Below are 26,076 nucleotides of genomic sequence, written 5' to 3' on the forward strand. Positions count from 1 at the left end.
GGCTCACTCCTCCATCGCCGCGATGAGGCTCTTGGGCCGCATGTCGGTCCAGTTCTCGTTGATGTAGCCGAGCGCGCGCTCCCGGTCGGTCTCGGGCAGCGCGACCGCCCATCCGGCCGGCACGTCCACGAAGGCCGGCCAGAGCGAGTGTTGTCCCTCGTCGTTGACGAGCACCAGGTAGATGCCCTCGGGGTCCTCGAAGGGGTTCGTGCTCATCGTTCGTCCTCCAGGGAAGGTCAGTTGCGTTGTGAGATGAGGTGGCCGCCGCCGCGCAGCAGCGCCATGCCCAGCGACGTCAGCGTGTGCAGGGCCGTGTTGCGGTTGCGGGCGGTGGTGATGAGCCCGGCCTTGCGCAGCACGGTGGCGTGCTTGCTGGCGCCGGCCAGGGAGATGCCGAGCCGCTCGGACAGCGCGCCGGTGGTGCAGCTGTCCATGAGCGCCTGCATGGCCGCGGCCCGGGTGTGCCCGACGAGCGCGCCGAGCGCCTCGTCGTCGGCCATGGGCTCGGCCACCAGGTCCGACAGCACGGCCGGCGTCCAGGGGACCGAGACCACGAGCGCGGGCAGCCCGGTCTCGTGCTCCCTGTCCAGGAACAGGCAGTGCCTGACCTGGAGGAAGAACGAGGGACTGAGCAGCAGGCCCCTGCCGTCGAGGTACACGTCGCGGTCCTCGTCGTGCGGGACCTCCAGGACCGGCGGGTTCCAGACCAGCTTCGGGTGCAGGGTGTCCAGCAGGCATTCGACGCCGTTGGTGATCGTGATACGCCCGAACGTCTCCCGTTCGAGCTCCAGGTAGGCACGCACCCGCCCCCAGTACGGCAGCACCGCGGCCCGGCAGAACGCCAGCACGGTGGCGGTCGCCCACGGGACGGCGGCGTCCCCGGCGCGGAAGCCGGACTCGCCGGGTGAGCGGTCGAGCAGTCCGAGCAGTTCGCCGAGCGGCCGGCGCTCGCGGGCCAGCCGATCCACCTGGCCGGCCGTGCCGTTCATGCGTTCGCGCACGTCCCTGCGCCACTCGCCGTGGACCGCGCCGCCGCTTCTGGCGAACAGGTCGAGGGCGAAGACGCTCTCGGTCACCGGGCCCAGCGTCGCCGCCATGCGCAGGCGTGCCAGGTCTTCGACCGTGAAATGAATCCGCAGCACCGCGGCTCCCATTTCGCATTTTCCGGGTTCGTCGATCACGCCGCGGCGCGGGGAAAATGCGCACGACGCGGTGGCCGCGTGGATCAGGGCGGCTTGGGCGAGGAGGGGCGTCCGCGGTGGGAGCCCCCAGTTTTGCTCAAGCTAACTCGGAGGCAGTTGGGAAGTCAACTGGCGTTGGAGGATCAAGAAATTTGCATCTACGCCAGTTGATGACCGCCTGTGGGCAACCGTGAACGCCCTGCACAGGGGCGCATGCCGAGCTGCCGGGCCGCGCCGCCGCCACCCGTCTGACCGCCCTGTTTAGCTCCGGCGTCAATGAGCTGGAAATCGGCAGGGACCGTCCGGCACGCTCGGAAAAGGGCGGTCGGAGCACTGCCCAATCCTTTTTCCGGTTCTTCCGACGCGCGTTTCCCAACGCCATGGACAAGGGCTCAAGAATGGTAAAGAACGTCGTCATCGTGGGCGGCGGCACCTCGGGCTGGATGACCGCCGCATATCTCCGGGCGGCATTCGGCGACCGAATCGCCGTCACTCTGGTCGAGTCGAAGAACATCGCGACGATCGGCGTGGGAGAGGCCACGTTCAGTACGATCCGCCACTTCTTCGACTATCTCGGGCTGGACGAGCGGGAGTGGATGCCCGAGTGTCACGCCACGTACAAGCTGGGGATCCGGTTCGAGAACTGGCGCGCCCCGGGCCACCACTTCTACCACCCGTTCGAACGCCTGCGCGTCGTGGACGGCTTCCCCCTCACCGACTGGTGGCTCGGCACCCGCCCCGGCGGCGACTTCGACCGCGACTGCTTCGTCATCAGCTGGCTGTGCGAGGCCAAGCGCTCGCCCCGCTACCTGTCGGGCGAGCTGTTCGAGCAGGACTTCACCGAGAACCCCGACGAGCGTGCCTACCGCACCACCCTCACCGAGCAGAACACCCAGTTCCCCTACGCCTACCACTTCGACGCCGCGCTGCTGGCCTCCTACCTCACCCGCTTCGGCACCGAGCGCGGCGTCCGGCACGTCCTGGACGACGTCGTGGACGTCCGGCTGGACGAGCGCGGCTGGATCGACCACGTGCTCACCAAGGAGCACGGCGAGCTGGCCGGCGACCTGTTCATCGACTGCACCGGCTTCCGCGGCATGCTGCTGAACAAGGCGCTGTCCGTCCCCTTCGTCTCCTACCAGGAGAGCCTGCCCAACGACCGGGCGGTGGCGCTGCGCGTGCCCGCCGACATGGCCGCCCGGGGCCTGCGCCCCTGCACCACCGCCACCGCCATGGACGCCGGCTGGATCTGGACCATCCCCCTGTACGGCCGCGTCGGCACCGGCTACGTCTACGCCGGCGACTACTGCACCCCCGAGGAGGCCGAACGCACCCTGCGCGAGTTCGTCGGCCCCGAGGCGGACGACCTGGAGGCCAACCACATCCGCATGCGGATCGGCCGCAGCGAGCGCTCCTGGGTGAACAACTGCGTGGCCGTCGGCCTGTCCAGCGGCTTCGTCGAGCCCCTGGAGTCGACCGGCCTGTTCTTCATCCAGAACGCCATCGAGCAACTGGTCAAGCACTTCCCCGCCGACCGCTGGGACGACCGGCTGCGCGAGTCGTACAACCGCCAGGTCGCCAACGTCATGGACGGCGTGCGCGAGTTCCTCGCGCTGCACTACCACGCCGCCGCCCGCTCCGACAACGACTACTGGAAGGACGCCGCCACCCGGCCCGTCCCCGACGGGCTGGCCGAACGCCTTGAGCTGTGGCAGGCGCGCCTGCCCGACAGCGAGACGGTCTTCCCGCACTACCACGGCTTCGAGTCCTACTCCTACATCGCCATGCTGCTCGGGCTCGGCGGCGTCCCGGTGCAGGCCCCGCCCGCGCTGCGGCACTTCGACCACGGCCGCGCGGAACGCGAGCTGCGGCTCGTCCGCGAGCAGGCCGAGGCGCTGGTCGCCAACCTGCCCAGCCAGTACGAGTACATCGCCGCGCTCAACGGCGACACGCTGCCCGGACGGCGACCCGAGCTGAGCCGGACACGATGATCCCGGCCGAGGGACCGGCGCGGATCGCCCTGTTCGGCGTCGTGCTCGCGGCGGTCCTCCTCCTCGCCTGGGCAGGGCGGCTGCTGGCCGGAGCATTGCGCCAGCCGGCCGTGATCGGCGAGGTGGCGCTCGGGATGGCGGCGGGCCCGCTGGTCGTGGCCGTGGCCGGTCCCGGCGCCGCGCGGGCGCTGCCCCTCGACTGGCTGAGCTGGTGCGGGCACGCCGGCCTGGTGCTCTACCTGGTCGGCGTGATCCACGAGCTGCGCCTGGCCGCGCCGCTCGTACGCGGCCGGGCGGTGGGCTGGACCGCGGCGGGCGCGCTCGCCGTCCCGATGCTGGCCGGATCCGCCGTGGCCGTGTGGGCGCTGGCCGGGGACGAGCCCGGCCTGCGCGGCACGGCCCCGGCGTCCGCGCTGGTCGTCTTCCTGGCGGTGTCGCTGTCGGTCACCGCCGTCCCCGTCCTGGCGCGGATCCTGTCCGAACGCGACCTGGTCGGCACCCGGGCGGGCGTGTTGTCGATGACGGTCGCCACGGTCACCGACGCGGTGGCCTGGCTGCTGGTCACGCTGGCCGTGAGCCTGGCGACCGGCGGCCTCGGGAACGTGGCCGTGCTCACCGCCGTCACCGCCGCGGCCCTGACGGGGGCGGTCGCGGTACGGCGGGCGCTGGGCACGGCCCCGCTGCTGCGCCTGCCCGCCCGCCTCCCTCGGGCCGCGGCGGTGCTCCTCGCCGTGTGGGCGCTGGCCGCCGCGGCGGCGATGCGCTCGTGGGGGCTGACCGAGATCCTGGGCGCGGCCCTCGCCGCCCTCGCCCTGCCCCTGACGGCCCCGGCTCCCGCCGACGGGCCTGCCAGAGGCGGCGGCGCGGATCCGTGGGCGCGGCCCGTTCGGCTCGTCGCGGGCGCCGGGCGGCTGCTCGTCCCGGTGTTCTTCGTGGTCACCGGGTTCACCGTGTTCGCCGAGCCGTTCGCGGTCGCCCCCTGGGCGGCGATCGTCCTGGTCACGCTGCTCGGCATGGCGGGCAAGGTCGGGGGCGCGTACGCGGGGGCCCGTCTCGGCGGCGAGCCGCCCGGGATGGCGCTCCGCCTGGGCGTGCTGCTCAACACCCGGGGCCTGACCGAGCTGGTCGTGCTGCAGATCGGCCACGAGGCCGGGATCCTCACCCCGGCCATGTTCCTCGCGCTCGCCGTCATGGCGCTGGTGACCACGGCGGCGACCGGCCCGTCGTACGCCCTCCTCCAGCGGCCGCGACGGCCGCGCGGGACGGCCCCGGTACCCGTCGCACAGAACGGAGGCTTGCGATGACGGATCTCCCGCTGGTGGAGGCCCTGCCCATGACGCCGACGGTCGACCCCGACCGTTTCCGGTCGCTGATGTCCACCTTCCCGAGCGGCGTCGCCGTCGTGACCGTGACGGACCCCGACGGCAGCCCGCGCGGCATGACCTGTTCGTCGGTGTGCAGCGTCACCCTCGACCCGCCGACGCTGCTGGTCTGCGCCCGCAGCCTCAGCCCCACGCTGCACGCCATGCTCAAGACCGCGCAGTTCACCGTGAACCTGCTGCACGCCCACGCCCGCGACACCGCCGAACTGTTCGCCTCGGGCGCCGCCGACCGCTTCGACCGGGTCCGCTGGTCCGCCCGCCCCGCCTACGGCGGGCCGCACCTGGTGGAGGAGTCTCACTCCGTCGCCGACTGCCGGGTCGCGCGGACCGTGGAGGCCGGCGACCACGTCGTGGTCTTCGGCGAGGTGTACGGCATCGAGCGGTGCGCGCCGGCCGTACCCCTCCTGTACGGCCTGCGCGCCTACTCGTCCTGGCGTCCGGGGACCGAGCCGTCATGACCGGCTCAGAAGGTGCCCGTCCACCGCAACCGCTGCCAGGTCTGCTCCCACGGCAGGCGCGGCCCCCGGCACACCAGCAGCTCCTTGCCCTCCTCGAAGTGCGGGACGTCGAAGGTGAGCCGCCCGCGCGCCTCGCACCGGTCGAACAGCGCCGAGAACGACGCCCGGTCCACCCCGACCGCGACGACCACGTCCACGTCGTCGGCCGGACGCCCGAAGTCGGCGTAGGAGTTCTGGGCGCTGTAGGTCCTGGGCAGCCCGTACGCGCCGCCGTACCGGGCCAGGGCCCCGGCCTCGCCGTAGTTCTGGGCGTACACGACGGCCCGCCGCCGTTCGTCCGCAGGCAGCGCGCGGTGGACGGCGGACACCTGCGCGGCCAGGTCCGGCCAGCCGGTCTCCCCGAACTGCTCCTCGCCGAGCACGGCCAGCACCGGGTTGCCGGCGTACGTCGCGATGGACAGGACCGGCAGCACCATGAGCGCCGCGAGCACCCCGTTGAGCACCGCCGCCGCCCCCAGCCACAGGCGGCGGCCGAGCGTCGCAGCCCGCACGCACCCGGCCGCCACCAGCACGGTCAGCAGCCCCTCGGTGTAGCGGGGCTCGGCCCCGAGCAGCATCAGCAGCGGCGCCACGACGAGGTACGCCGCCGCCACCAGCCGGTACGGCCGCCACTCGGCCCGCCGGAGCAGGGCCACCAGCCCGATCACCCAGACCGGCGTGAGGAAGGGCCCGATCATGAGCACCTGACCCACCAGGAAGTTGACGGCGCCCGCCGGCCCGGCCGACATCTCACCGGCCATCGTGAACTGCGGCCAGCCGTGCGCGGCCTGCCAGACGAGTCCGGGCGAGGCGATCAGCAGCGCGACCCCGGCGCCGCCCAGGAGCCACCCACTGCGCAGCACGCGCCGCGGCCCGGCGACGAGCAGCCCCGCCGCGAGGGCCACGACCAGCAGCACGACCAGGTACTTGGCCAGCAGCCCCACGCCGACGACCGCGCCCACGGCGAGCCACAGCCGCTCGTCGCCGGTCCGCAGGACGCGGATCACCAGCCAGCACGCCGTGATCCACACCAGGTGGTCGACGGCGGTCGGGTGCAGCACGTGCCCGGCGGCGAGCGTGGCCAGCGTGGCGGCGCAGACGCACGCGGTCAGCACCTGGAGCCGGCGTCCCGCGCCGAGTTCGCCTGCGATCAGCCCGGTGACCAGCACCGACACGGCGGTCAGCAGCGCCGGCACGACCCGGATCGCGGTCAGCGAGTCGCCGAACAGCACGATCTGCAGCCGGGCCAGCAGGGGGACGAGCAGCGGCTGGTCGACGTACCCCCACGCGAGGTGCTCGCCGGCGACCCGGAAATAGAGCTCGTCGACGTAGTAGCCGGGGCCGCCGGCGAACGCCAGAAAAACCACGACGACGGCGACGGTGACCACGGAAAGACCGATGACGGCCCTTTCCGGAGATGTTTCCGCCCGTGGCGGAGCAATAGCTGCGACGGTGTCCACGAAAACCCCTTCCAGCGTTTGTGGAGGTGTAACCGCTGGTCGCAGCCTTCCACCGAGTCGATGAAGACACAACAGAATTGACTCGTCCGGAAAACACACAGCTCGTCGGCGGAGTCCTTCGCCATGCATTGACGGAAACGAATTGCGCGACTTATTTTGCGTCCGGGTATCCCACTCCAAAACGCACGTGAGGTGAATGTGATGCAGGAACTCCAGGCGATCAATCTCACCGAATTCGAATGTCTGGCGCTGAACAGCCCGCTGAACCTCGCCGACGGGCACGCCCGGCAGGCGCTCACCGCGAGCCAGGCGCGGATCATCGACGACCTGCCCAACCTGTTCGCCAAGGCCGCCGCGCGGGCTCCCGAGGAGGTGGAGCTCGACGCCTGCCGCGCGTACCTGGGCCTGCTCGGCCAGCACAGCCACCCGGTCGGCGAGAGCCGCGTGTTCGCCTGCTACTCCTCCTCGGTGGCCATGGAGATCTTCGCCAGGGCCCTGGCCCAGAAGGGCGACGCGGTCGCGCTGATCCACCCGACGTTCGACAACATCCCCGACATCCTGCGCGGCGTGGGCCTGAACCTGCTGCCCCTGGAGGAGGACGTCCTGCACGGCGGCGACCTGCCCCGCGCCCTGCTCGACGCGGTGAGCTGCGTCTTCGTCACCACGCCCAACAACCCCACCGGCCGCGTGGTGACGGAGGAACGGCTGCGCGCCCTGGCCGCCCAGTGCGCCGAGCACGACGTCGTCCTGACGCTGGACACCTCCTTCCGCGGCTTCGACACCCGGGCCCACTTCGACCACTACCGGGTGCTGGAGGACAGCGGCTGCCGCTGGGTCGTCATCGAGGACACCGGCAAGCTGTGGCCCACGCTGGAGCTGAAGATCGGCTGGCTGGTGACCTCGGCCGAGCCGGGCCTGCCGGTCGCCAAGGTCTACTCCGACATCCTGCTCGGCGCCTCGCCGCTCGTACTGGCGCTGGTGCAGCGCTTCGCCGAGGACGCCGCCGACGGCGGCCTGCCCGACCTGCACCGCTTCATCGCCGGCAACCGCGTGCTGGTGCGGCGCTCGCTCGCCGGCCTGCCGGACGTCGACTTCCCCGACCCCGGCAGCCGGGCCAGCGTCGAACGGGTCCGACTCGGGCGGCGTTCGTCGCTGGAGGTGTGGTCGGCGCTGCGCGAGCACAACGTGTACATGTTGCCCTGCCAGAAGTTCCACTGGGCCGACCCGTCCGAGGGCGACCACATGCTCCGCGTGGCGCTCGCCCGGCCGGCCGCCTCGCTCGACGAGGCGACCCGGGCCCTCCGCCTCGTCCTGTCCTCCCGATGAACCCCACCCCCGCCCTGTCCCCGGTGCGGGGGCGGGCCGGGCCCGGGTCGCACGCGCTGCGGTGGGAGCCGGGCGTCGTGCAGTCGGTGGCGCCGTCCGGCACGACCGACCTCGGCCCCGGCTACCTCGGCCCCGGCCTGCTGCCCGTGGACCTGCTGGCGGAGGCGTACGCCGAGGCCATGACCGGGTACGGCGCGGCCGCCCTGGCCTACGGCGACGACTGCGGCGCCCTCCCCCTGCGCACGTCACTCGCCGCCCGCTCGAACGCATCGTGCGGTCCGGACGCGTGCGGGCCGGACGGTGTGGTGGTCACCGCGGGCACCTCGCAGGCGCTTCACCTGCTCGCCACCGCCCTGGCCCGCCCGGGGGACGCGGTGCTCGTCGAGCAGTCCTGCTACGACCTGGGCAGGCTCATCCTCACCGACTGCGGCCTGCGGCCGTACGGGGTGCCCGGCGACGCCTCGGGCATGGACCCGCGCGCCCTCGACGCCGCCCTGACCCGCACCCGCCCGGCCTTCGTCTACCTCAACCCCACCTTCCACAACCCGACCGGCCGCGTCATGCCCCTGGCCCGCCGCCGCGAGCTGCTGGCCATCGCCCGCCGCCACGCGACGACCGTCGTCGAGGACGACGCCTACGCCGACCTGCGCCTCGACGGCGACACCGGGCCCCCCGCCCTGGCCGCCCTGGACGGGCACCGGGGGGTGATCAGGCTGGGGACGTTCTCCAAGTCCCTGGCCCCCGGGCTGCGCCTGGGCTGGCTGACGGCCGAGCCCGCCGTGGCCGACCGGCTGGCCGCCCACGGCGTGTTCCAGAGCGGCGGCTGCCCGAACCACACCACCTCGCTCGCCGTGAGCACCCTGCTGGAGCGGGGCCGCTACGACCAGCACCTGACCTGGCTGCGCGAACGGCTGCGCGAACGGCGCGACGCGCTGGTGGACGTCCTGGCGGCGCGGCTGGACGACGGTTTCGTCCTCGAGCGGCCCGCCGGCGGCCTGTTCGTGTGGGTGCGCGCCGACCGCCGCGAAGCCGCCCTGGTCGCCGCGGCCCGGCGCGCGGGGGTCCTGGTCGCCGCCGGGTCCCGCTTCACCCCCGACCCCGTCCCCGGTCCGGCGGCTCGCGGCGGCGGGGTGGCGGGCGCCGTGCGGCTCGCGTACGGCCTCAACGAGCCGGACGAGCTGGCCGCGGCCGCGGAACGACTGGCGGCGGCCTGGAACCCGATCCCCCGCGAGACCCCGATCCCCCCCTGCCCCCGAAGGACCCACCACATGACCGCCCCCACCCACACCCCCACCGACGCCGCCCCCACCCCCACCGCCCGTACCGCGTCCCCGCACGGCTACACGCTCCCTCTCTCGCCCTCGGGGCGTTCGGCGATGGTCACGCCGCCGCCCTGGCACTTCTCCGGCGACGTCGTCATGGCCGACTACCGCGTGGACCCCGAGGCCGCCGCCCGCTTCCTGCCTCCGGAGCTGACCCTCGGCCCCGACCCGGGAGCCGCCGCCGCGGTCTTCGCCGAGTGGCAGTGGTGCTCCGACGACGGCGCCGAACTGGCCGACCCCGCCCGCTGCCGGTTCGCCGAGTTCCTGATCCTGCTCGCCTGCGAGTACCGCGGCCGCCCCCTGGCCCGCTGCCCGTACGCCTGGGTGGACGAGCCGGTGCCCCTGGTACGCGGCTGGATCCAGGGCATGCCCAAGCAGTTCGGCCAGGTGCACCAGATCAGGCCGGCCCAGGTCGGGAAGGCGGGGCCCAGACTCGCCCCCGGAGGCCGCTTCGACGCCGCGCTGTCGGCGGGCGGCAGGCGGGTCGCCGAGGCGGCCGTGACCGTCGAGGGCCGCGCCGACGGGCCGCCGTTCCTGCACACCGTCCCGCTCGTGCACACGCGGCTGTTCCCGGCCTGGCTACCGGGGGAGGAGCCGGTGACGCGGCTGGTGACCTCGGAGGTGAGCGACGTGGAGTTCTCCGAGATCTGGACGGGACGGGCCGAGCTGCGCTTCCCCGACCTGCCGGACGCCGATCTCGCCGGACTGGCGCCGGTCGAGGTGGGACGGGGGTACGTGTTCTCGTACGCGGAGACGCTGCAGCACGGCCGGGAATTGGAGCCCGCATAACTGTCGTTAACGGAACGCCATTCGGTCGTCAACTGAAGTTAATTCCTCTGGTATGCTGGCGGCAGCATCCCCTTCTCCCCCCAGCCGCCTCCGTCCATCCGGCAGAGGAAGTATGCCCGACACCCCACCCGAGGGACGCCGCACGCTGGCGTCGAAGCTGGACCACCTGTTCCGCACGGTCCATCCGCGAGAGGGCGGCGAATACAGTTTCGAGGACGTCGCCGACGCGCTGCGGGCGGCGGGCGGGCCCACCATCTCGGGCACGTACATCTGGCAGCTCCGCAAGGGGTTGCGCGACAACCCCACCAAGCGCCACCTCGAAGCGCTCGCGGGATTCTTCGGCGTCCCGCCCGCCTACTTCTTCGACGACGAGGCGGCCGAGCGCATCGACGCCGAGTTGTCGCTGCTCGCCGCCATGCGCGACGCCTCCGTACGCGGCATTGCGCTGCGCGCGGCCGGCCTCTCGCCCAAGTCCCTGACCGCGATCAGGGAGATGATCGAGCGCGTACGCGAGCTCGAAGGGCTGCCCAACGCGGCCGAGGGTGACGCCGCCGAAGGGTGACCCCAGCGGGACCTTTGGCGGCGTACCGGGCAAACCATGACCGAATGGCAGTTGTCCTGTCCTGGTTTGTACTCGAATACTCGGTTTCAGGGAGAGGGGGACCGAGATGTTCACCTGTCAGATGCTTGCTGCCACCTTCACGCCGGTCAGCGGCGCGGACCTCCCCCCGCGCGCCCAGGAGTGCGACGACCCGTCCTGCCCGGAGAACACCTGCCCGGACGGCACCTGCCCGCAGAACACCTGCCCCGGGAACACCTGCCCGGAGGGCACCTGCCCCGACGGTACGCAGTGCGAGGACTTCACCTGCCCTTCGGAGACCTGCGCCGACTCCGGCTGCCACGACGCCAGCTTCTGCGAGGGCGACACCTGCGGGGGCCTGCTGACCTGCCCGGGGACGACCTGCCCCGGCGGCGACTCGTGCGAGTCCGCCACCTGCGGCGGCGGCCCGTCCTGCGACATGGCGAGCTGCCACGGCGACAGCTGCGGCAACACCGACTGCATCGGCGTCACCGACCCCGGTCCGGGCTGCGTCGCGGGCGGCACGTGCGCCAACACGGGGGAGTGCCTCAACACCAACGGGTGTGACAACACGTTCCTGTGCGTCGACACCGCCAAGTGCGTCAACACCGAGCCGATCTTCGTGACCTCGGAGGGCGACAGCCTGACCTGCGACGTGAACCTCCGAGCGCTGCACGAGCGCATCGACGCCCTGCTCGCGGTGCCCTCCTGATGGACGCCCGACCGCTCGGCCACGTCTCGCGGGATGCGCTCCTGACCGCGGCGGCCATCGCGCCCGGCGGCGACAGCGAGGCCACGGCCGGATACCTGTATCACGCCAACTGGCTCCCGGTGACGCCCGCCTGGCTCGCCCGCTTCCCCGACGAGGACGCCGTGACCCGGTACGTCGTCGGCGAACGCGCCGCGCGCGTCCTGGACAGCCGCTGGCTGCGCTCCCAGGACGCGAGCTGGAACCACTGGCGGGCGGTCCGCCGCGGCCGGCTCGCCGGGCCGTACAAGGTGTACGTCAGCGTGCTGCCCGGGGCGCTGCCCGCGGCGTTCGAACGCTGCGTGCACGTGCTGGCCGACCACCGCGCGCACAGCTTCAAGCTGGCCCGGCACCCGCGCGGCCTGCCGCGCCCCGACCGCTTCGTGATCTACTGCGCGACCCGCGAGGAGACCCGGGAGCTGGCGGCGGCGCTGGCCGGGGCGCTGGCCGGGCAGCCGGCCCAGGGCGTGCCGTTCACGCACGCCCCGCGCCACCCGGCGGTGTCGTGGGCCTGCGACCCGCCGCCCGACGCGGCCGGTTACGGGCCGAGCTGGCGCAAGTGGGTGACCCGCAAGCTGGCCGCCCACCTGCACGCCTCCGACGCGCCCGACGCCGGGGGAAGGGCCGAGTACGCCTGCCTCCGGCTGCGCGAGGACGGCGTGGACACCGGCACCTGGTCGCCGGGGCCCGGCCTGTGGAGCCTCGGATGACCGACGAGCTGTTCGCGCTGCCGCCCGAGGTCATGTTGTTCCCGGCGGACCGGCTCGCCTCGACCGTGCAGGCCAAACTGGACATCAGGGCCGGTCAGCACTGTCTCACCAAACCCTCGGGCCGCCAGACCACGATGCTGGTGAGCGCCGAGACCGCCGCGCTGGTGGAGCTGTTCCGGCAGCCGATGTCCCTGACCGAGGCGGTCGTGACCTTCGGCGTACGGCACCGGGCCGACCCGCACCTCGTCCTCGACGACGCCTTCCCGGTCGTCCGCGAGCTGATCGGCGCGGGGTTCCTCGTCCCGGCGGGCGGTGGCGGGGACGCGTCCGGCGACGTGCCCGACCAGGTGGGGGACTACGCCGTCCAGCGGCTCGTCCAGCGGCTTCCCGACCTCACGGTCGTGCGGGCGCACGCCCCGGACGGGACCGAGGTCGCGATCAAGCTGCCCTCCGACCCGTTCGACGAGAACAGCCGCGCGGCGCTCCGGCACGAGGCCGCGGTCCTCGGGCTCGCCCAGGGCTGCCGCGTCCCGGCGCTGGCCGGTGACGACACCGGGGAGGAACGGCCGTTCCTGGCGCTCGGCTGGGTCGAGGGCGCGAGCGTGACCGAGCACGCCGCGCGTGTCCGCCGGCCGTGGGACCCGTCCTGGCCCGCGGCGGCGCTCGCCCTGGCCGGCGCGATCCTCGACGCCTACGCCGGGCTGCACGCGCGCGGCATCGTGCACGCCGACGTGCACCCGAGGAACGTCCTGGTGTCGGCCGCCGGGGAGGTGACGCTCATCGACCTCGGCCTGGCCCGCGTGCCCGGCGACCCCGGGTTGTCGCAGGGGCGGCGCGGCGGCGTCCTGCCCTACTGCGAGCCGGAGTGGGCCGTGGCGCGTCGGCGCCGTACGGCCGCGCCGCCCGCGACGTTCGCGGGGGAGCAGTACGCGGTCGGCGCCCTGCTCTACCAGGTCTTCACCGGCCACCACTACGTGGAGGCCACGGCGGGCGCGGGAGCCCTGCTCGCGCGGATCGCCGAGGACGACCCGGCGCCCTTCAGCACGCACGGCGTCCCGGCCTGGCCGGCCGTGGAGGGCGTCCTGGCCCGGATGCTGGCCAAACGGCCGCAGGACCGGTTCCCGTCGATGGCCGCCGCCGGCTTGGCGCTCAAGGACGCGGGCGGTCCCCGCCGGTCAGCCGCTTCTCCGGCCGCCGGCCTGCTGCGGGAGACCACCGAACGGCTCGGCCGTCCCGGCGGCCCGGTGGACACGGGCCTGACGGCCGCGCCACGGGTGTCGGTGAACTACGGCGCGGCCGGGATCGCGTACTTCTTCTACCGGCTGGCCTCGATCAGCGGGGAGCCGCGGCACCTGGACACCGCGCGGCGGTGGCTGGCCTGGGCCGCCAGGCAGGCCGGCGACCGGCACGCCTTCCACGCCGCCGAGCTCGGCATCCTGCCCGACAAGGTGGGCCGCGTGTCGATCTACCACTCGCCGGCGGGCACCGCGTGCGTCGACGCGCTCGTGGCCAACGCGATGGGCGACCGGCGGCGGGCCGTGCACGCGGTCGGGGCCTTCGTCACCGCCTCGCTGCTGCCGTGCCACACCCTCGACCTGACCCTCGGCCGCGCGGGCACCGTGCTCGGCGCGGCGATGCTCGCCGAGGCGCTCCAGGGGACCGGCGTACCGGACCGTTGCGGGCTGGCCGGTCTGGCCGACCAGACGCTCGCCTCCATCCTGCGCCGGTTGCCCCCCTCGGTGACGGACGACGCCGGGCTCCGCTACCGAGGCGTCGCCCACGGCTGGGCGGGCATCCTGTACGCCGCCCTGCGCTGGTACGCGGCGACCGGGACCCAGGTCCCCGACGTGGTCCGCGACCGCCTCGACGAGCTGGCCGCGCTCGGCCGCACCCGCGACGGCCGCACCACCTGGCAGGGCCCCCACGACATCCCCATGACCGGCTGGTGCCACGGCCCCGCCGGATACGTCCACCTCTGGGCCACGGCCGCGGCCGTACTGGGCGAGGACGCGTACGCCGGGCACGCGCTGCGGGCCGCCCGCGCCTGCGCCCCGGCCCACGTACGGATCCCGACCCTGTGCTGCGGGCTGGCCGGGCAGGCGTACGCCATGCTGGCCGCCCACCGGCTGTCGGGCGAGCCGTGCTGGCTGGCCGCCGCCCACCGGCTGGCCGGCGCGGCGACCCGCGAGGCGGGCGGCGGCGACAGCCTGCCGAACAGCCTCTGGAAGGGCGACCTCGGCGTGGCGCTGCTGATCGGCGACCTCGACCGCCCGGACCTGGCCTGCATGCCGCTGTTCGGCCACGAGGGCTGGCCCGGCGGCGGCCGCCCGTAGCCGAGCGGGCCCGTCAGCGGCCGCGTCTGGGCGTGCCCGAGATGATCAGCTCCTTGAAGCCGGTGAGGAAGGTCGATCGCACCCGGACCGGTTCGGCGGCCACCGCGACGTCGGCGAACGTCGCGAAGAGCGTGGCGAAGAACAGCCGCAGGGTCAGCCGGGCCAGGTGGGATCCGGCGCAGTGGTAAGGCTCGTCACCGAACGCGAGGTGGCGGTTGGGCGTACGTTCCGGGTCGAAGGCGTCCGGGTCGGGAAAGACGGCGGCGTCGCGGTTCGCCGAGCCGATCCAGGCGACCACCGGCTCGCCCGCCGGGACGTCGACGCCCGACAACCGCACCGGCCGGGTCGTGTGCCGCATGAAGTGGCTGCCGGGCGACGCCCAGCGCAGCGCCTCCTCGACCCCGGTGCGCAGCAGGTCGGGCCGGTCGGCCCAGGCGCGGTAGGAGCCGGTGCGGGCCAGCTCGTACACCGTCGAGCTGGCCGCGTCCGGCAGGGTCACGCTCGCCCCGAGCAGCAGGTCGCGGCAGCCGGCGACGGCCGTTTCCGGGTCCATCCGGCCGCCGGCGTCGGAAACCATCAGGCTGACCAGGTCCTCGCCCGGCGTGCGGGCGCGCTCCCGTACCAGGGGGAGGAAGTAGGCGGACAACTCGCGGTGGGCCCGGCGCGGCGTCCCTGGCGCGGCGTCGCCGATCCGGTGGCCGGGGTCGTCCTCGGCGCCGGCCGCCATGGCCAGGCCGGACAGGTACGGCCAGTCGGCGCGGGGCAGCCCCAGTAACGGCCCAGCCAGCGCCAGCGGCAGCCCCCGGACGGCCGCCGCCAGGTCGAACGACTGCTCGTCCAGCCCGGGGGCGAGCAGGCCGGTGATCGCCGCGATCAGGGACGGCTCGTAGCTCCCGGCCGGACGCATGCCCATGACCTTCCGCAGCGCCGCGCGCGCCCGGTCGGGCCCGGTCGGGCCGGTGGCGGCGGGCTCCCGTCCGGCGGCCGGGTCGGCGTGGCCGGGCGAGGTTCCCCGCTCGCCGGCGAAGGACGGGTGGTCGCGCAGGACGCGGTCCACGTCCGCGTACCTGGTGACCGACCAGAAGCCTCGTTCGTGGCGGTGCACCGGGTCGTGCTCGCGCCACCACCGCCAGGCCTCGTACTGACCGCCCGCCTCGAACAGGCCGGGGTCGGCGAGGTCACGCATGGTTCGGGGGAGCCGGCGAGCCGGCCGGTCTGCGCGGCCGCGGCCCGGCCGGCCGCCGTTCGATCTCGGTGCGCGGAGCCTCGTACGCCGATCCCGGCCCGAGGTCGTCCCGCGACGTGCCAGTGGTCATCACAGCTCCGTGTCGAGGTGGGGTCGCCGATCGGACACAGTCTCGTCGGCCCGTGTTGAGTTCTCGTTGAGAAGACGTTGACCACCCCGGGTCGCGGGGAGAAGCTTGACGGGCCCGGTGTCGTCGTTCCATAGTGGGCCGGTCAACTCCATTTGATTTCTCCGGAGGTTTTCAGCGGAAATTATGTTAGCGATAACACGATAACCCTCCTCTCGTGTGATCGCAGATCAGCGGGCATAAGCGATCGGCGCCCTTTTGTTCGCCGGTGACCCGTGCCCGCATTTTCCCGGCGATTCACGGCGCCCCCCAAGAAAGGCGTAGATCCATTCATGATCGCCCGGTCCGGATTACGTCGTCTCCATTGGCGGGTTCTCCGGCCCGGCCGTGGGCGGGTACGACAACCTCGCCCTCGCCACCGCGGCGCCCACCCTGGTCAACGGCCACAAGGCGTACGGCGTCCGCGTGACGGCGGCTGCTGCTTCGACCACGGCAACGCCGAGACCGACAGCCGCGACAACGGCAACGGCACGATGAAGGCCGTCTACTTCGGCGACATCAAGGTCTGGGGCCACGGCACCGGCAACGGCCCCTGGGGCGTGGCCGACCTGGAGAACGGCCTGTTCTCCGGCGTGAACCCGGGCTGCAACGCGGGCGACCCCAGCGTCAGCCACCGCCACCTGACCGCCGCCGTCAAGGGCGAGCCGAACCAACTGGGCGATCCGGGCCGGGAACGCTACCTGCGGCACCAGAACTACCAGCTCCACCGGCAGCACAACGACGGCGGCACGCTGTTCGCCGCGGACGCCGCCTTCTGCCCGCAGCCGGGCAGGAGCGGCCAGGGCACCTCGTTCGCCTCCGCGAACTTCCCCGACCGGTTCCTGCGCCACTACGACAACACCGTCCACCTCGCCGCGAACGGCGGCTCCGGCCGGGGACGGCTCACCGCACGTCGGCCGGGCGTTCCCCGCCGCCGAAGGGGTAGCGGGCGCGGAAGTCGCTCTCGGCCTCGGCCATCGACATGAACGTGACCCCCCTGTGCCCGCGCATGTACGCGATGAGCCGTTCCAGCATCAGCAGCACCTGGGGACGCCCGCTGACGTCGGGATGCAGCGTGATCGGGAAGACCGCGTAGTCCAGCTCGCGGTAGACCCAGTCGAACTGGTCGCGCCACTGCTGTCCGAGGTCGCGCGGGCTGACGAAGCCGTGGCTGTTCGGCGAGCTCTTGATGAACATCATCGGCGGCAGGTCGTCCAGGTACCAGCTCGCGGAGAACTCCACCAGGTCCACCTCCTCGCCGTGCACCAGCGGCTTCATCCAGGTCGAGGCGTCCTGCTCGTAGTCGATGCGGGTCCACTGTTCGCCCTTGCGGGCGTAGAAGGGCAGGAAATCGCGGTAGGACTGCGAGTGGTCGTAGCTGAAGCCGTAGCGCAGCAGCAGCTCGATGGTCCGGGCGGACATCTCCCACCACGGCGCGACGTAGCCGCGCGGCCGTACGCCGAGGACCCGGTCCAGCACCTCCAGGCTGTGGGCCAGGACGTCCTCCTCCTGCTGGGCCGACATCGACACGGGATTCTCGTGCATGTAGCCGTGCGCGCCGACGTCGTGCCCGGCCTCGACGATCATCCGCATCTGGTCGGGGAACGACTCCGCGGAATGTCCGGGCACGAACCAGCTCGTCCTGATCCCCTCGCGGGCGAACAGGCGCAGCAACCTCGGGGTCCCGACCTCGGCGGCGAACACGCCCCGCTGGATGTCGTTGGGCGAGTCCTGGCCGCCGTACGAGCCGATCCAGCCCGCCACGGCGTCCACGTCCACACCCAGGCACACGTTGATGGCTTTCTCCATGGCCCGGCACGTACCCCCAGCGTGCGGGCCGTCACAGGTCCGGCTCGCCTACAGTGGCGGCGTGAACATCTGCGTCTTCTGCTCCGCCGCCGACCTCGACGACCGATACACCCGCCCGGCCCGCGAGTTCGCCGGGCTCATCGGCAAGGGCGGCCACACCCTGGTGTGGGGCGGCTCCGACTCCGGACTGATGAAGGTCATGGCCGACGGTGTCCAGGAGGCCGGCGGACGGCTGGTCGGCGTATCGGTCGAGTTCCTGGCACACAAGGCCAGGCCCGGCGCCGACGAGATGGTGATCACCCGTGACCTGGCCGAGCGCAAGGCCCAGCTCCTGGCCCGCGCGGACGGCTTCGTGATCATGGTCGGCGGCAGCGGGACGCTCGACGAGGCCACCGAGATCCTGGAGCTGCGCAAGCACGGCCTGCACACCAAGCCCGTCGTGCTGCTGAACACCGCCGGCTTCTACGACGGGCTGAAGCAGCAGTTCCAGCGTATGGAGGCGGAGGGATTCCTGCCGCTGCCCCTGACCGAGCTGGTGTTCTTCGCCGAGGAGGGCGTCGGGGCCATCGCGTACCTGGAGGAGCAGTCGGGCCTGGTGCCCCCTGTCGTCCAGGGCTGACGGCGGGGGCCGGACCGGTAGGGTGGGTGCCATGGGAGCCGGCGACGTCGAGATCCGGATCCTGGGGCCGATCGAGGCCGTCGCCGGGGCGCGGGCCGTGCGATTAGGCGGCCCCCGCAGCCAGGCGGTGCTCGCGCTGCTGGCCGAGGCCCACGGCCGGGTGGTCTCCATCGACCGGCTGACCTCCCTGTGGGGGCACGACCCGCCCGCGTCCGTACGCAACCAGGTGATGATCGCCGTGAACGGCCTGCGCCGCGGCCTGCGGGAGGCCGGCGCCGACCCCGGCGTCATCGAGACCGTGGGCTCGGGCTACCGGCTGAACGGCGGCCTGGTCGACGCGCGCCTGGCCGAGGAGAGCGTCGAGCTCGGCCGCCGGGCCGCGGCCCAGGGGCGCGAGGAGGAGGCCGGCGAGCTGTACGGCCGGGCGCTCGGCCTGTGGCGCGGCCCGGTCCTGGCCGGGCTCGACGCGCCGGACGTGCGGGCCGTCGCGAGCCGCCTGGAGGAGCTGCGGCTGACCGTGCTCGAAGAGCGGGCCGAGCTGGAGCTGACGCTCGGCCGCCACCACGGGCTCGCCGCGGAGCTGCCGGCGCCCGTCGCCGAGCACCCGCTGCGCGAACGGCTGCGCGGGCAGCTCATGCTCGCCCTCTACCGCTGCGGACGCCGGGCCGAGGCGCTGCGGGTCTACCAGGACGGCAAGCGGCTCCTGGCCGACGAACTCGGCCTCGACCCGGGCCCGGCGTTGCGCCGGCTCGAAGCCGACATCCTGGCCGACGCGCCCACCATCGCGGCCCCCGGCGACGATCCGGAGCCCCGTCCCGTCCCCGCCGAGCTGCCCCCTGACGTACGCGGCTTCACGGGCCGCGAACACGCCCTGGCCTGGCTGCACGACCTCGCCCCGCCCGCCGGCACGCAGGACGAGGGGGCCTCGGAGGTCAGGGTGGTGGCCGTCACCGGGGCGGCCGGAGTGGGCAAGAGCGCGCTCGCCGTACGTGCCGGGCACCGGCTGGCCGCCCGGTTCCCCGACGGGCAGCTCCACCTCGACCTGCGTGGCCACGCGGCCCAGCCGCCCGTGACGCCTTCGGCCGCGCTCGCCCGCCTGCTGGCCTCGCTGGGCGTGCGCCCCGAGCACATCCCGGCCGAGCAGGAGGCCGCCGCCGCCCTGTACCGCTCGCGCCTGTCCGGCCGGCGCGTGCTCGTCGTGCTCGACGACGCCCACACCGCCGACCAGGTGCGGCCCCTCCTCCCGGCGGCCTCCGGCTGCCTCGTACTGGTCACCAGCCGCGACACCCTCACCGGGCTGGTCTCCTCGCACGGCGCCCGGCTGCTGCCGCTCGGCGTCCTGGACGAGGCCGCCGGCCTCGATCTGCTGGGCTCGATCGCCGGGCACGACCGCGTGGCCGCCGAGCCCGCCCACGCCGCCGAGCTGATCCGCCTGTGCGCCCGCCTGCCGCTCGCCCTGCGCGTGGCGGCGGCGACCCTGGCCGCCCGCCCGCGCTGGTCCCTGGCCGAGTACGCGAGGGCCGTCGCCCTGGACGGGTTCGACGCCCTGCGCATCGACGGCGACCTGGCGGTGCGCTCGGCGCTCAGCCTGTCCTACGCCCGCCAGCCGCCCCCGGCGCGGCGCCTGTTCCGCCTGCTGGGCCTCCTGCCCGGCCAGGACGTCACCGCCGAGGCCGCCGCAGCGCTGGCCGGCGTCGAAACCGCCGAGGCCCGCCGGCTGCTCGACCGGCTCGCCGCCGCGAACCTGCTGGAGGAGCGCCGGGCACGCCGCTACACCTTCCACGACCTGCTGCGCCTGCTCGCCAAGGAACTGGCCGAACGGCAGGAGGAGCCCGCGGCCCGGCGGCAGGCCCTCGACCGCCTGACCCACTGGTACGCCACCTCCGCGGCCCGCGCCGCCGCGCTCGCCCACCCGTTCATCACCCGGCTGCCCCACGGTCCGGCGTACGAACCGGCCCTCACCCCGGACGACCGGGCCGGCGTCGCGGCCTGGCTGCGGGACGAGCAGGCCAACCTGATCGCCACCGCCGTCCACGCCGCCGCGTACGGCCCCCGCCGCCACGCCTGGTCGCTGGCCGACTCCCTGCGCGGCCACTTCGTCCTCCACCCCGCCGTCGCCGACTGCTTCGTGACCGGCGAGGCGGCCCTTCGCGCCGCGTCCGCGGAACAGGACGAAGAGGGCCTGGCCGTCGCCCACCTCACCCTCGCGACCGCCCACCACCTGCGCTTCGACCTGGCCGAGGCCCGCACCGGCTACGTCGGGGCGGCCCGCCACTGCGAACGGGCCGGCTGGGCGCGCGGAGCCGCGGCGGCGCACAACAACGCCGCCGCGACCTGCCACGACCTGGGCGAGCTGCACCGCTCCATCGAGCACTTCCAGGTGGCCCTGAGCCTCAGCCGCGACGGCGGCGACCGGCAGGGCGAGGCCAAGGCGCTGGCCAACATGGGTGTCGTCGAGATCGAGCTCGGCGCCCTGGAGGCGGCCGAGGAACGGCTGCGGCGCGCGGTGGAGCTGCGGGAGAGCATGGGGGAGGCCCAGATCAGCGTCCCGCTCGGCGGGCTCGCCACCGTCCACCGGCTACGGGGACGGCTGGCCGAGGCGGGGGAACTGGCTTCGGAGGCGCTGCGCTCCGACCGGGCCGCCGGGTCGCGGGCCGGGGAGTCGCGCAGCCTGACCGTCCTGGCCGAGGTGCGGCGCGACGAAGGGCTCCTGGAGCAGGCCCTGGACGACGCGACGCGGGCGCGGCGGCTGGCCCGCGAGACCCATCACACCTACGCCTGGTGCGGCGCGGCCAACACGATCGGCACGATCCACCTGCTGGGCGGGGACTACCGGCTGTCCCTGCTCGCCCACCAGGAGGCCCTGGACCACGCCGACAGCGCGGGCATCCAGTTCATGCGCGCCCGCGCCCTGATCGGCCTCGGCCGCGCCCGCCTCGGCCTGGGCGACCTCGACCGGGCACTGAACGCCGCCGGACGGGCCCTGGAGATGGTGTGCTCCAGCGACTTCCGGCTCCTGCACGGCCCGGCGCTGTCGCTGCTGAGCGAGATCCACCTGCTCCAGGGCCGCCGCTCCCTGGCCGCCGACTACGACCGTCAGGTCCGGCTCGTCTCCTGCTCGCCGGTCGCCCGGTGGCGCCTGGCCGCCGTCTGAGCAGCGGAAACGGTTCGCGGTGGATTGTGCGCGGGTAGGGTGGTAAGGAGGCTGTGACCGTCGGGGGAGGTCACGATGGGGGCTGACGACGGGCCCGGGGGCAGCGGGCTGGCGTTCGAGGTGCTGGATCCGGCGCCGGTCGGCGTGGCGGTGGCGCGCGGCCCCGATCACCTGCTGGTCTACACCAACGCCGTGTACCGGTCGCTGTTCGCCGACGAGCGTACCGGGATGCCGGTGAAGGAGGCGTTCGCGGAGTTCGTCCAGGTGCACTTTCGTGAGCAGTTCGACCGGGTCTACGCCACCGGCGAGCCGTTCGTCAGCACGGCCGAGCCGGAGTGCGTCGTCGGCGGGCAGGAGGGCCCCGGGGAGCGGTTCTTCACCTCCAGCCTGTCGCGGGTCGTCTTCGGGCCGGGCGACTACGGCGTGCTGGAGGTGGTGATCGAGGTGACCGACCAGGTCACCGCGGCGCGCCGGATCGAGACCATCGCCGAGGAACGCCGCCGCATCCTGCGCCGCTACGAGAGCCTGATGCAGGTCAGCGCGCAGATCTTCTGGGTGACCACCCGCGACGGCTACGTGCACGAGCCGAGCCCGAGCTGGGCGCGGATCACCGGGCAGCCGTGGGAGGAGTACCGCGGCCAGGGCTGGCTGCAGATGGTCCACCCCGAGGACCGGCCGGCGACGGTGAGGTCGTGGTCCCGGGCGGTCAGCAGGGCCACCGACACCTGGGACCACGTCTACCGGCTGCACACCGCCGACGGCTCCTACCGGCACTTCCAGCTTCGCGCCGTGCCCGTCTGCGAGAGCGGCCGGGTCTTGGAATGGGTGGGATCGTGCACCGACATCGAGGAGGAGTGGCAGGAGCAGCGGCGGCAACGCCTGCTCGACAGCGCCGCCGCCACGGCGCAACTCTCCAGCCTGGAGGAGATGCTCGGCGCGCTGTCGGACGTCATCGTGCCCGAACTCGCCGACGGCTGCGGCGTCTACCTCATCACCGACCTCACCGGCGAGCGGCGCGGCGCCGCGCCGTTCATCGTCGAGCGGCTGGCCACCGCCGTTCGCCGCGGCCTGGCGCCCCTGGCGCCGTACAGCGAGGAGCAGCTCGACGAGGGCAACGCCTTCGTGATGGCCGTACGCCGGCGGCGGCCTCTGCTGCAGACGTTCCCCGCCGGGTCGCCGCCGCCCGACCTGGCACCGTCGGGCACACGTTCGTGGCTGGCGGCCAACGGCGCCAACAGCATGCTGATCCTGCCGGTCGTGGTGGACGGGGCGGTCCCGGCCGTGGTGGGGGTGGTGACGTGCGGGGATCGTCCCGCGATCAACAGGGCCGACATCACGCTGCTGGGCAACATGTTCGGCCACGCCCACGACGCCCTGAGCCGGGCCATCCGCTTCCAGCGCACCCAGCAGGTCGCGCTGGCCCTGCAGTACAGCCTGCTCGTCGAGCCGCCGCGCCTGCCCGGCCTGCGGATCGTGGCCCGCTACCGGGCCAGCCCGAGCGCGGCGGAGGTGGGCGGCGACTGGTACGACTCCTTCGTCCTGCCCGACGGCGTCCCCGTCATGGTCATCGGGGACGTGTCCGGGCACGACCTGTCGGCGGCCGTCCTGATGAGCCAGTTGCGCAACATGTTGCGGGCGCTGGCGATGGACCGCCGCGAGCCGCCCGGCGAGATCCTGACCCGGCTCAACGTCGCGATGGAGTCGTTGTCCTCCGACGACGTCACGGCCACGTGCGTGTTCGGCCGCGTGGAGGAGTGGAACGGCGGCCACCGGCTGCGTTACGCGGTGGCCGGCCATCCGCCGCCCCTGCTGGTCACCGCCCAGGGCCACGGACGTTTCCTGGAGGGCGCCGTCAGCCCGCTGCTCGGCCTCCCGGACGACGAGACCCGCGCCTCCGAGGCCGTGCCGCTGCCGCCGGGCAGCACGCTGCTGCTCTACACCGACGGCCTGGTCGAACGGTCGGGCGAGCACCTCGACCTCGGCCTCGGCCGCCTGCGCCGGGTCGCGGAGTCGCTGGCCGCCGAGCCGGTGGACACCTTCTGCGACCACCTGCTCAGCGCCCTCCCCTTCACGGGCCTGGACGACATCGCCATCATGGCCCTGCGCCTCCCGCCCGCCCCCTGAACCCGTCCCGCCGGGCACGTACTCAGCCGGTGGGCAGCCCGCTCGTGACGACGCACAGGTGGCGCAGCGCGTCGTGGGCCCGGTACGCCCGCCCGGAGTCCCCGGCCAGCAGCGCGGCGGCGGTCTCGCGGCCCATGGCCTGGATCGCCGGTTCGCGCACCGCCATGGCGTACCCGGCGCTCCTGGCCATGCCGGCGAAGACGCCGGACTGGTCGAAGGTGTCGGCGAACCCGAGCCCGGACACGACCGCCCCGGCCGCCGAGCAGGCGCGTACGGCCGGCAACGGCCCTCGCGGAGCCGCCTGGAGCTCGCGCTCCACGACCGCCCGGTCGACCGGCACCGACCCGCCGTCACTGGAGGCGAGCGCGGAGACGGACAGGTAGCCGAACAGGAGCATCCCGAGGACGGTGGGGACCAGCGAGAGCAGGGCACTCAAGGGCCGGCCGACCGCGCCGTCCCACGGCCGCGCCCCCCACGGGCGGGAACCGGCCCCCGACAGCGCCTGCGCGCCGCCGCGCAGGGCGCTGCCCAGCCAGGCGGCGGCGGTGCCCGCGACGATCAGCACGGCGAACCCGACCGTGAAGATCGGCCCGCTGCGCGACAGGTCGAGGAATTCCGGCAGACGGGACAGGCAGGACCACATCCCCTCGGCCCCGCACGCCGCCGCCGACAGATGCGCGAAGACCAGCGGCACGATGCCGAAGACGGCCAGCAACATGAGCACCCCCGCGCCCGCCAGGGCCGGCGCGGTGCCGCCGCGCCCTCCGGCGACCAGGCCGAAGCAGAACGCCCCGGCCAGCGCCACGACCATCCCCACGACGAGGAGCGGGGCGAAGACACCGGCCAGGGTCCCCGCCGGGACGGCCCCGGTGAGCGGCACGTCGCCGAAGGTCGAGCGCAGCCGGCCGTAGAAGGGGATCATCACCCCGGCGTACGCCAGGACGATCGCCAGCGCGGTGACGTTGACGGCCGGCAGCGGCAGGCGCGGTGCCGCCAGACGGCTCGGCGGCGCGTCGCGCCAGACGGCCGCGTGGGGCCTGGGCGGCAGGGCGCGGCGGACCGCCCAGCCGGCCGGCGCGGCGGCGCAGGCCAGCAGCACGCAGAGCTGCAACGTCGGATTGAACGCGGTGCTGAACAGGCCGAACCAGAGCAGCCCCCAGTTGGTCGCGCTGCCGGTCATCCACGCGATGATGTCGAACCACAGGCTCAGCCACGCCCCGAAGATCAACGCCGACAACGCCGCCCCGGCCAGCGCCGCCGTACGGACCCGCCGGGCGAGCGGCAGCCACACGGACGCGCACAACAACGCCCACCTGAGCATGAGCTGGAACAGCACGGTGAGCAGCACGGCCAGCGCGGCGGCGATCACGGGGTTCGCGGCGAGGACCGTGGCCCACGAGCCGTCGGCGGTCACCAGCGGCGGCGCGACGAGCTGTCCGGTCACCACCCCCGCCGACAGTGCCGACGCGGCGAGCAGCGTGGACGGCGGGCGGGTGTGGGTGGCCTGCGCGAGCAGCCCGGCCCGCCACACGGTGCCCGCGACCGCCCCGGTGGCCAGCGCCCCGAACAGCACCCCCACGGCCAGGCGCTCCGGGGTGAACAGGGTGGCCATGGTGTCCGGGAGGAGCATCGTCACGAGGTTGACGCACGGTGAGTAGCCGAGCCCGAGCAGCATGCCGGCGGCCGCCGACTCCACCACGCCGATCCGGAAGAGCCGGGGCGCGCCGCGCAGGACGCCCGCCCGCTCCTCCTCGCCCGGATGGAACGACAACGGCCCCCGGCGCCACCGGCGCCGCCCGCCCTGCGGACGCCGGGGACGCAGCGCGTCCAGGAGCGCACGCTCGCCGTCCGGCGTGGAGCCGGAGCGCAGGTCGGCGTAGTACTCCCTGGTCCTGAGCACCGAGGTACGGGCGAGCCACAGGAGAGCCAGCACGACAGCCAGCCGCCACGGCAGCAGGGGCAGCAGAGCAGGCGTGACGGCCGAGACCAGCAGCAGCGGCAGGGCGACGACCAGCAGGTACGACCACCAGATCGCGAACGCGAACGTGGTCAGGCCGACGTCCTTGTTGCGCAGATGGGCCAGCTCATGGGCGAGTACGGCGTCGAGCGGCCCCGGATCGGTGTCGGCCCCGCGCAGCAGCCCGAGGTCGAGGATGATCCGGAACCGGGGACGGCGGCCGAACACGCGCCCGCCCGCGCTCGCCCGCAGCGTCGCGACGTACACCTCGGTCCCCGGGGCGAGGGCCCGTACGGTGTCCTCGACGCGCCGCACCACGGCGGCCATGCCCTCGTCCACCGCGAGCTGGGCCAGCGGGCGCGGACGGGACAGCATGACCAGGCGCGGGTGGAGCAGGTGGATGACGACGGCCACGGCGAGCAGCACGACCACCATGCCGACCAGCGCGATCCCGGTCCGCACCGACCCGCTCCGGACGCAGCCGACGTAGGAGGTCACGAGCTCGCGGTCGGGCACCCGTCCCGCGCCGGACCGCGCGGCCAGGGCGCAGGCGCCGGAGACGGTGTCCGGCCTGCCGGTGACGTACGGGTCGAGCAGCGTCAGGTACAGGTGGATCGAGCTGGTGACCGCGACCACGATCAGCAGCAGGAATCGGGCCGTGGTCGCCGCCGGCAGGGCGAACGGGTCCAGCCTGGGCGGGGGCGGGGCCGCGTACTGGAACGGTCCGGCGGGGGCGCGCACG

The 26,076-nt window shown here is 73.8% G+C and carries 19 protein-coding genes and 1 pseudogene; 14 read left to right on the top strand and 6 right to left on the bottom strand.

The features are described 5' to 3' along the window. Nucleotides 1-3 precede the first annotated feature (3 nt). Entirely contained in the window at nt 4-216 is a 213-nt protein-coding gene (locus IEZ27_RS19045; protein ID WP_125638378.1) for an MbtH family protein, read from the bottom strand. Nucleotides 217-236: 20 nt separating this feature from the next. Continuing rightward, nucleotides 237-1,142, bottom strand: a complete 906-nt coding sequence (locus IEZ27_RS19050) for an ArsR/SmtB family transcription factor (RefSeq protein WP_125638380.1) — start codon at nt 1,140-1,142, stop codon at nt 237-239. Between the two features lie 437 nt (nt 1,143-1,579). Between IEZ27_RS19050 and IEZ27_RS19055 the strand changes: the two genes are divergently transcribed. The 3 genes from IEZ27_RS19055 to IEZ27_RS19065 are packed head-to-tail and all read left to right on the top strand — an operon-like array spanning nt 1,580 to nt 5,012. Beyond that, on the top strand, nt 1,580-3,172 hold the full coding sequence (locus IEZ27_RS19055) for a tryptophan halogenase family protein (protein WP_125638383.1): 1,593 nt from the start codon (nt 1,580-1,582) through the stop codon (nt 3,170-3,172). After that, nucleotides 3,169-4,476, top strand: coding sequence for a cation:proton antiporter (locus IEZ27_RS19060; protein WP_189648468.1), 1,308 nt, complete (start codon nt 3,169-3,171; stop codon nt 4,474-4,476). The genes IEZ27_RS19055 and IEZ27_RS19060 overlap by 4 nt, the downstream gene beginning before the upstream one ends. After that, on the top strand, nt 4,473-5,012 hold the full coding sequence (locus IEZ27_RS19065; RefSeq protein ID WP_229824118.1) for a flavin reductase family protein: 540 nt from the start codon (nt 4,473-4,475) through the stop codon (nt 5,010-5,012). The genes IEZ27_RS19060 and IEZ27_RS19065 overlap by 4 nt, the downstream gene beginning before the upstream one ends. 5 nt (nt 5,013-5,017) lie before the next feature. On the opposite strand, the gene IEZ27_RS19070 is transcribed toward IEZ27_RS19065, so the two are convergent. Further along, a complete protein-coding gene (locus tag IEZ27_RS19070) occupies nt 5,018-6,439 on the bottom strand; it encodes a glycosyltransferase family 39 protein (protein ID WP_189648469.1) in 1,422 nt (473 codons plus the stop codon). A gap of 273 nt (nt 6,440-6,712) precedes the next feature. Between IEZ27_RS19070 and mppP the strand changes: the two genes are divergently transcribed. The 6 genes from mppP to IEZ27_RS19100 all read left to right on the top strand — a co-directional run bounded on the left by mppP (nt 6,713) and on the right by IEZ27_RS19100 (nt 14,319). Next, a complete protein-coding gene (mppP, locus tag IEZ27_RS19075; protein ID WP_189648470.1) occupies nt 6,713-7,837 on the top strand; it encodes an enduracididine biosynthesis enzyme MppP in 1,125 nt (374 codons plus the stop codon). Continuing rightward, nucleotides 7,834-9,948: an enduracididine biosynthesis enzyme MppR gene (gene mppR / locus IEZ27_RS19080; protein WP_189648471.1), complete on the top strand. Its 2,115-nt coding sequence runs from the start codon at nt 7,834-7,836 to the stop codon at nt 9,946-9,948. Before mppP ends, mppR begins: the two co-directional genes overlap by 4 nt. A 112-nt stretch (nt 9,949-10,060) precedes the next feature. Continuing rightward, on the top strand, nt 10,061-10,510 hold the full coding sequence (locus tag IEZ27_RS19085) for a helix-turn-helix domain-containing protein (protein WP_125638395.1): 450 nt from the start codon (nt 10,061-10,063) through the stop codon (nt 10,508-10,510). A 121-nt stretch (nt 10,511-10,631) separates the two neighbouring features. Next, nucleotides 10,632-11,240, top strand: coding sequence for a hypothetical protein (locus IEZ27_RS19090; RefSeq protein WP_229824119.1), 609 nt, complete (start codon nt 10,632-10,634; stop codon nt 11,238-11,240). After that, nucleotides 11,240-11,986, top strand: coding sequence for a hypothetical protein (locus tag IEZ27_RS19095; RefSeq protein WP_189648473.1), 747 nt, complete (start codon nt 11,240-11,242; stop codon nt 11,984-11,986). The genes IEZ27_RS19090 and IEZ27_RS19095 overlap by 1 nt, the downstream gene beginning before the upstream one ends. Continuing rightward, nucleotides 11,983-14,319 carry a serine/threonine protein kinase gene (locus IEZ27_RS19100; protein WP_189648474.1) on the top strand — a complete coding sequence of 779 codons (2,337 nt, stop codon included), beginning with the start codon at nt 11,983-11,985 and terminating at the stop codon, nt 14,317-14,319. The genes IEZ27_RS19095 and IEZ27_RS19100 overlap by 4 nt, the downstream gene beginning before the upstream one ends. Nucleotides 14,320-14,332: 13 nt before the next feature. On the opposite strand, the gene IEZ27_RS19105 is transcribed toward IEZ27_RS19100, so the two are convergent. After that, a complete protein-coding gene (locus IEZ27_RS19105; RefSeq protein ID WP_189648475.1) occupies nt 14,333-15,505 on the bottom strand; it encodes a cytochrome P450 in 1,173 nt (390 codons plus the stop codon). Between the two features lie 514 nt (nt 15,506-16,019). Here IEZ27_RS19105 and IEZ27_RS55550 point away from each other — a divergent pair. Further along, nucleotides 16,020-16,282, top strand: a pseudogene (locus IEZ27_RS55550) (arabinofuranosidase catalytic domain-containing protein); the annotation flags it as partial. Then, on the top strand, nt 16,265-16,657 hold the full coding sequence (locus tag IEZ27_RS55555) for an AbfB domain-containing protein (protein WP_379478679.1): 393 nt from the start codon (nt 16,265-16,267) through the stop codon (nt 16,655-16,657). The pseudogene IEZ27_RS55550 and the gene IEZ27_RS55555, both read left to right, overlap by 18 nt. Here IEZ27_RS55555 and IEZ27_RS19115 read toward each other — a convergent pair. Continuing rightward, complete coding sequence (locus IEZ27_RS19115) at nt 16,575-17,480, bottom strand: polysaccharide deacetylase family protein (RefSeq protein ID WP_189648476.1); 906 nt, start codon at nt 17,478-17,480, stop codon at nt 16,575-16,577. The genes IEZ27_RS55555 and IEZ27_RS19115 overlap by 83 nt on opposite strands. A 61-nt stretch (nt 17,481-17,541) precedes the next feature. Here IEZ27_RS19115 and IEZ27_RS19120 point away from each other — a divergent pair, with 61 nt between their 5' ends. The 3 genes from IEZ27_RS19120 to IEZ27_RS19130 all read left to right on the top strand — a co-directional run bounded on the left by IEZ27_RS19120 (nt 17,542) and on the right by IEZ27_RS19130 (nt 23,377). After that, complete coding sequence (locus tag IEZ27_RS19120) at nt 17,542-18,099, top strand: LOG family protein (RefSeq protein WP_189648477.1); 558 nt, start codon at nt 17,542-17,544, stop codon at nt 18,097-18,099. 31 nt (nt 18,100-18,130) lie between these two features. After that, nucleotides 18,131-21,253: an AfsR/SARP family transcriptional regulator gene (locus IEZ27_RS19125; RefSeq protein ID WP_189648478.1), complete on the top strand. Its 3,123-nt coding sequence runs from the start codon at nt 18,131-18,133 to the stop codon at nt 21,251-21,253. Between the two features lie 75 nt (nt 21,254-21,328). Next, nucleotides 21,329-23,377, top strand: coding sequence for a SpoIIE family protein phosphatase (locus IEZ27_RS19130; RefSeq protein WP_189648479.1), 2,049 nt, complete (start codon nt 21,329-21,331; stop codon nt 23,375-23,377). A 22-nt stretch (nt 23,378-23,399) separates the two neighbouring features. Here the strand turns inward: IEZ27_RS19130 and IEZ27_RS19135 are convergent, their stop codons facing one another. Further along, nucleotides 23,400-26,075: a M48 family metalloprotease gene (locus IEZ27_RS19135; protein ID WP_189648480.1), complete on the bottom strand. Its 2,676-nt coding sequence runs from the start codon at nt 26,073-26,075 to the stop codon at nt 23,400-23,402. Nucleotide 26,076: the final 1 nt, after the last annotated feature.

The sequence above is a fragment of the Nonomuraea spiralis genome, assembly GCF_014648435.1.
GTDB lineage: Bacteria > Actinomycetota > Actinomycetes > Streptosporangiales > Streptosporangiaceae > Nonomuraea > Nonomuraea spiralis.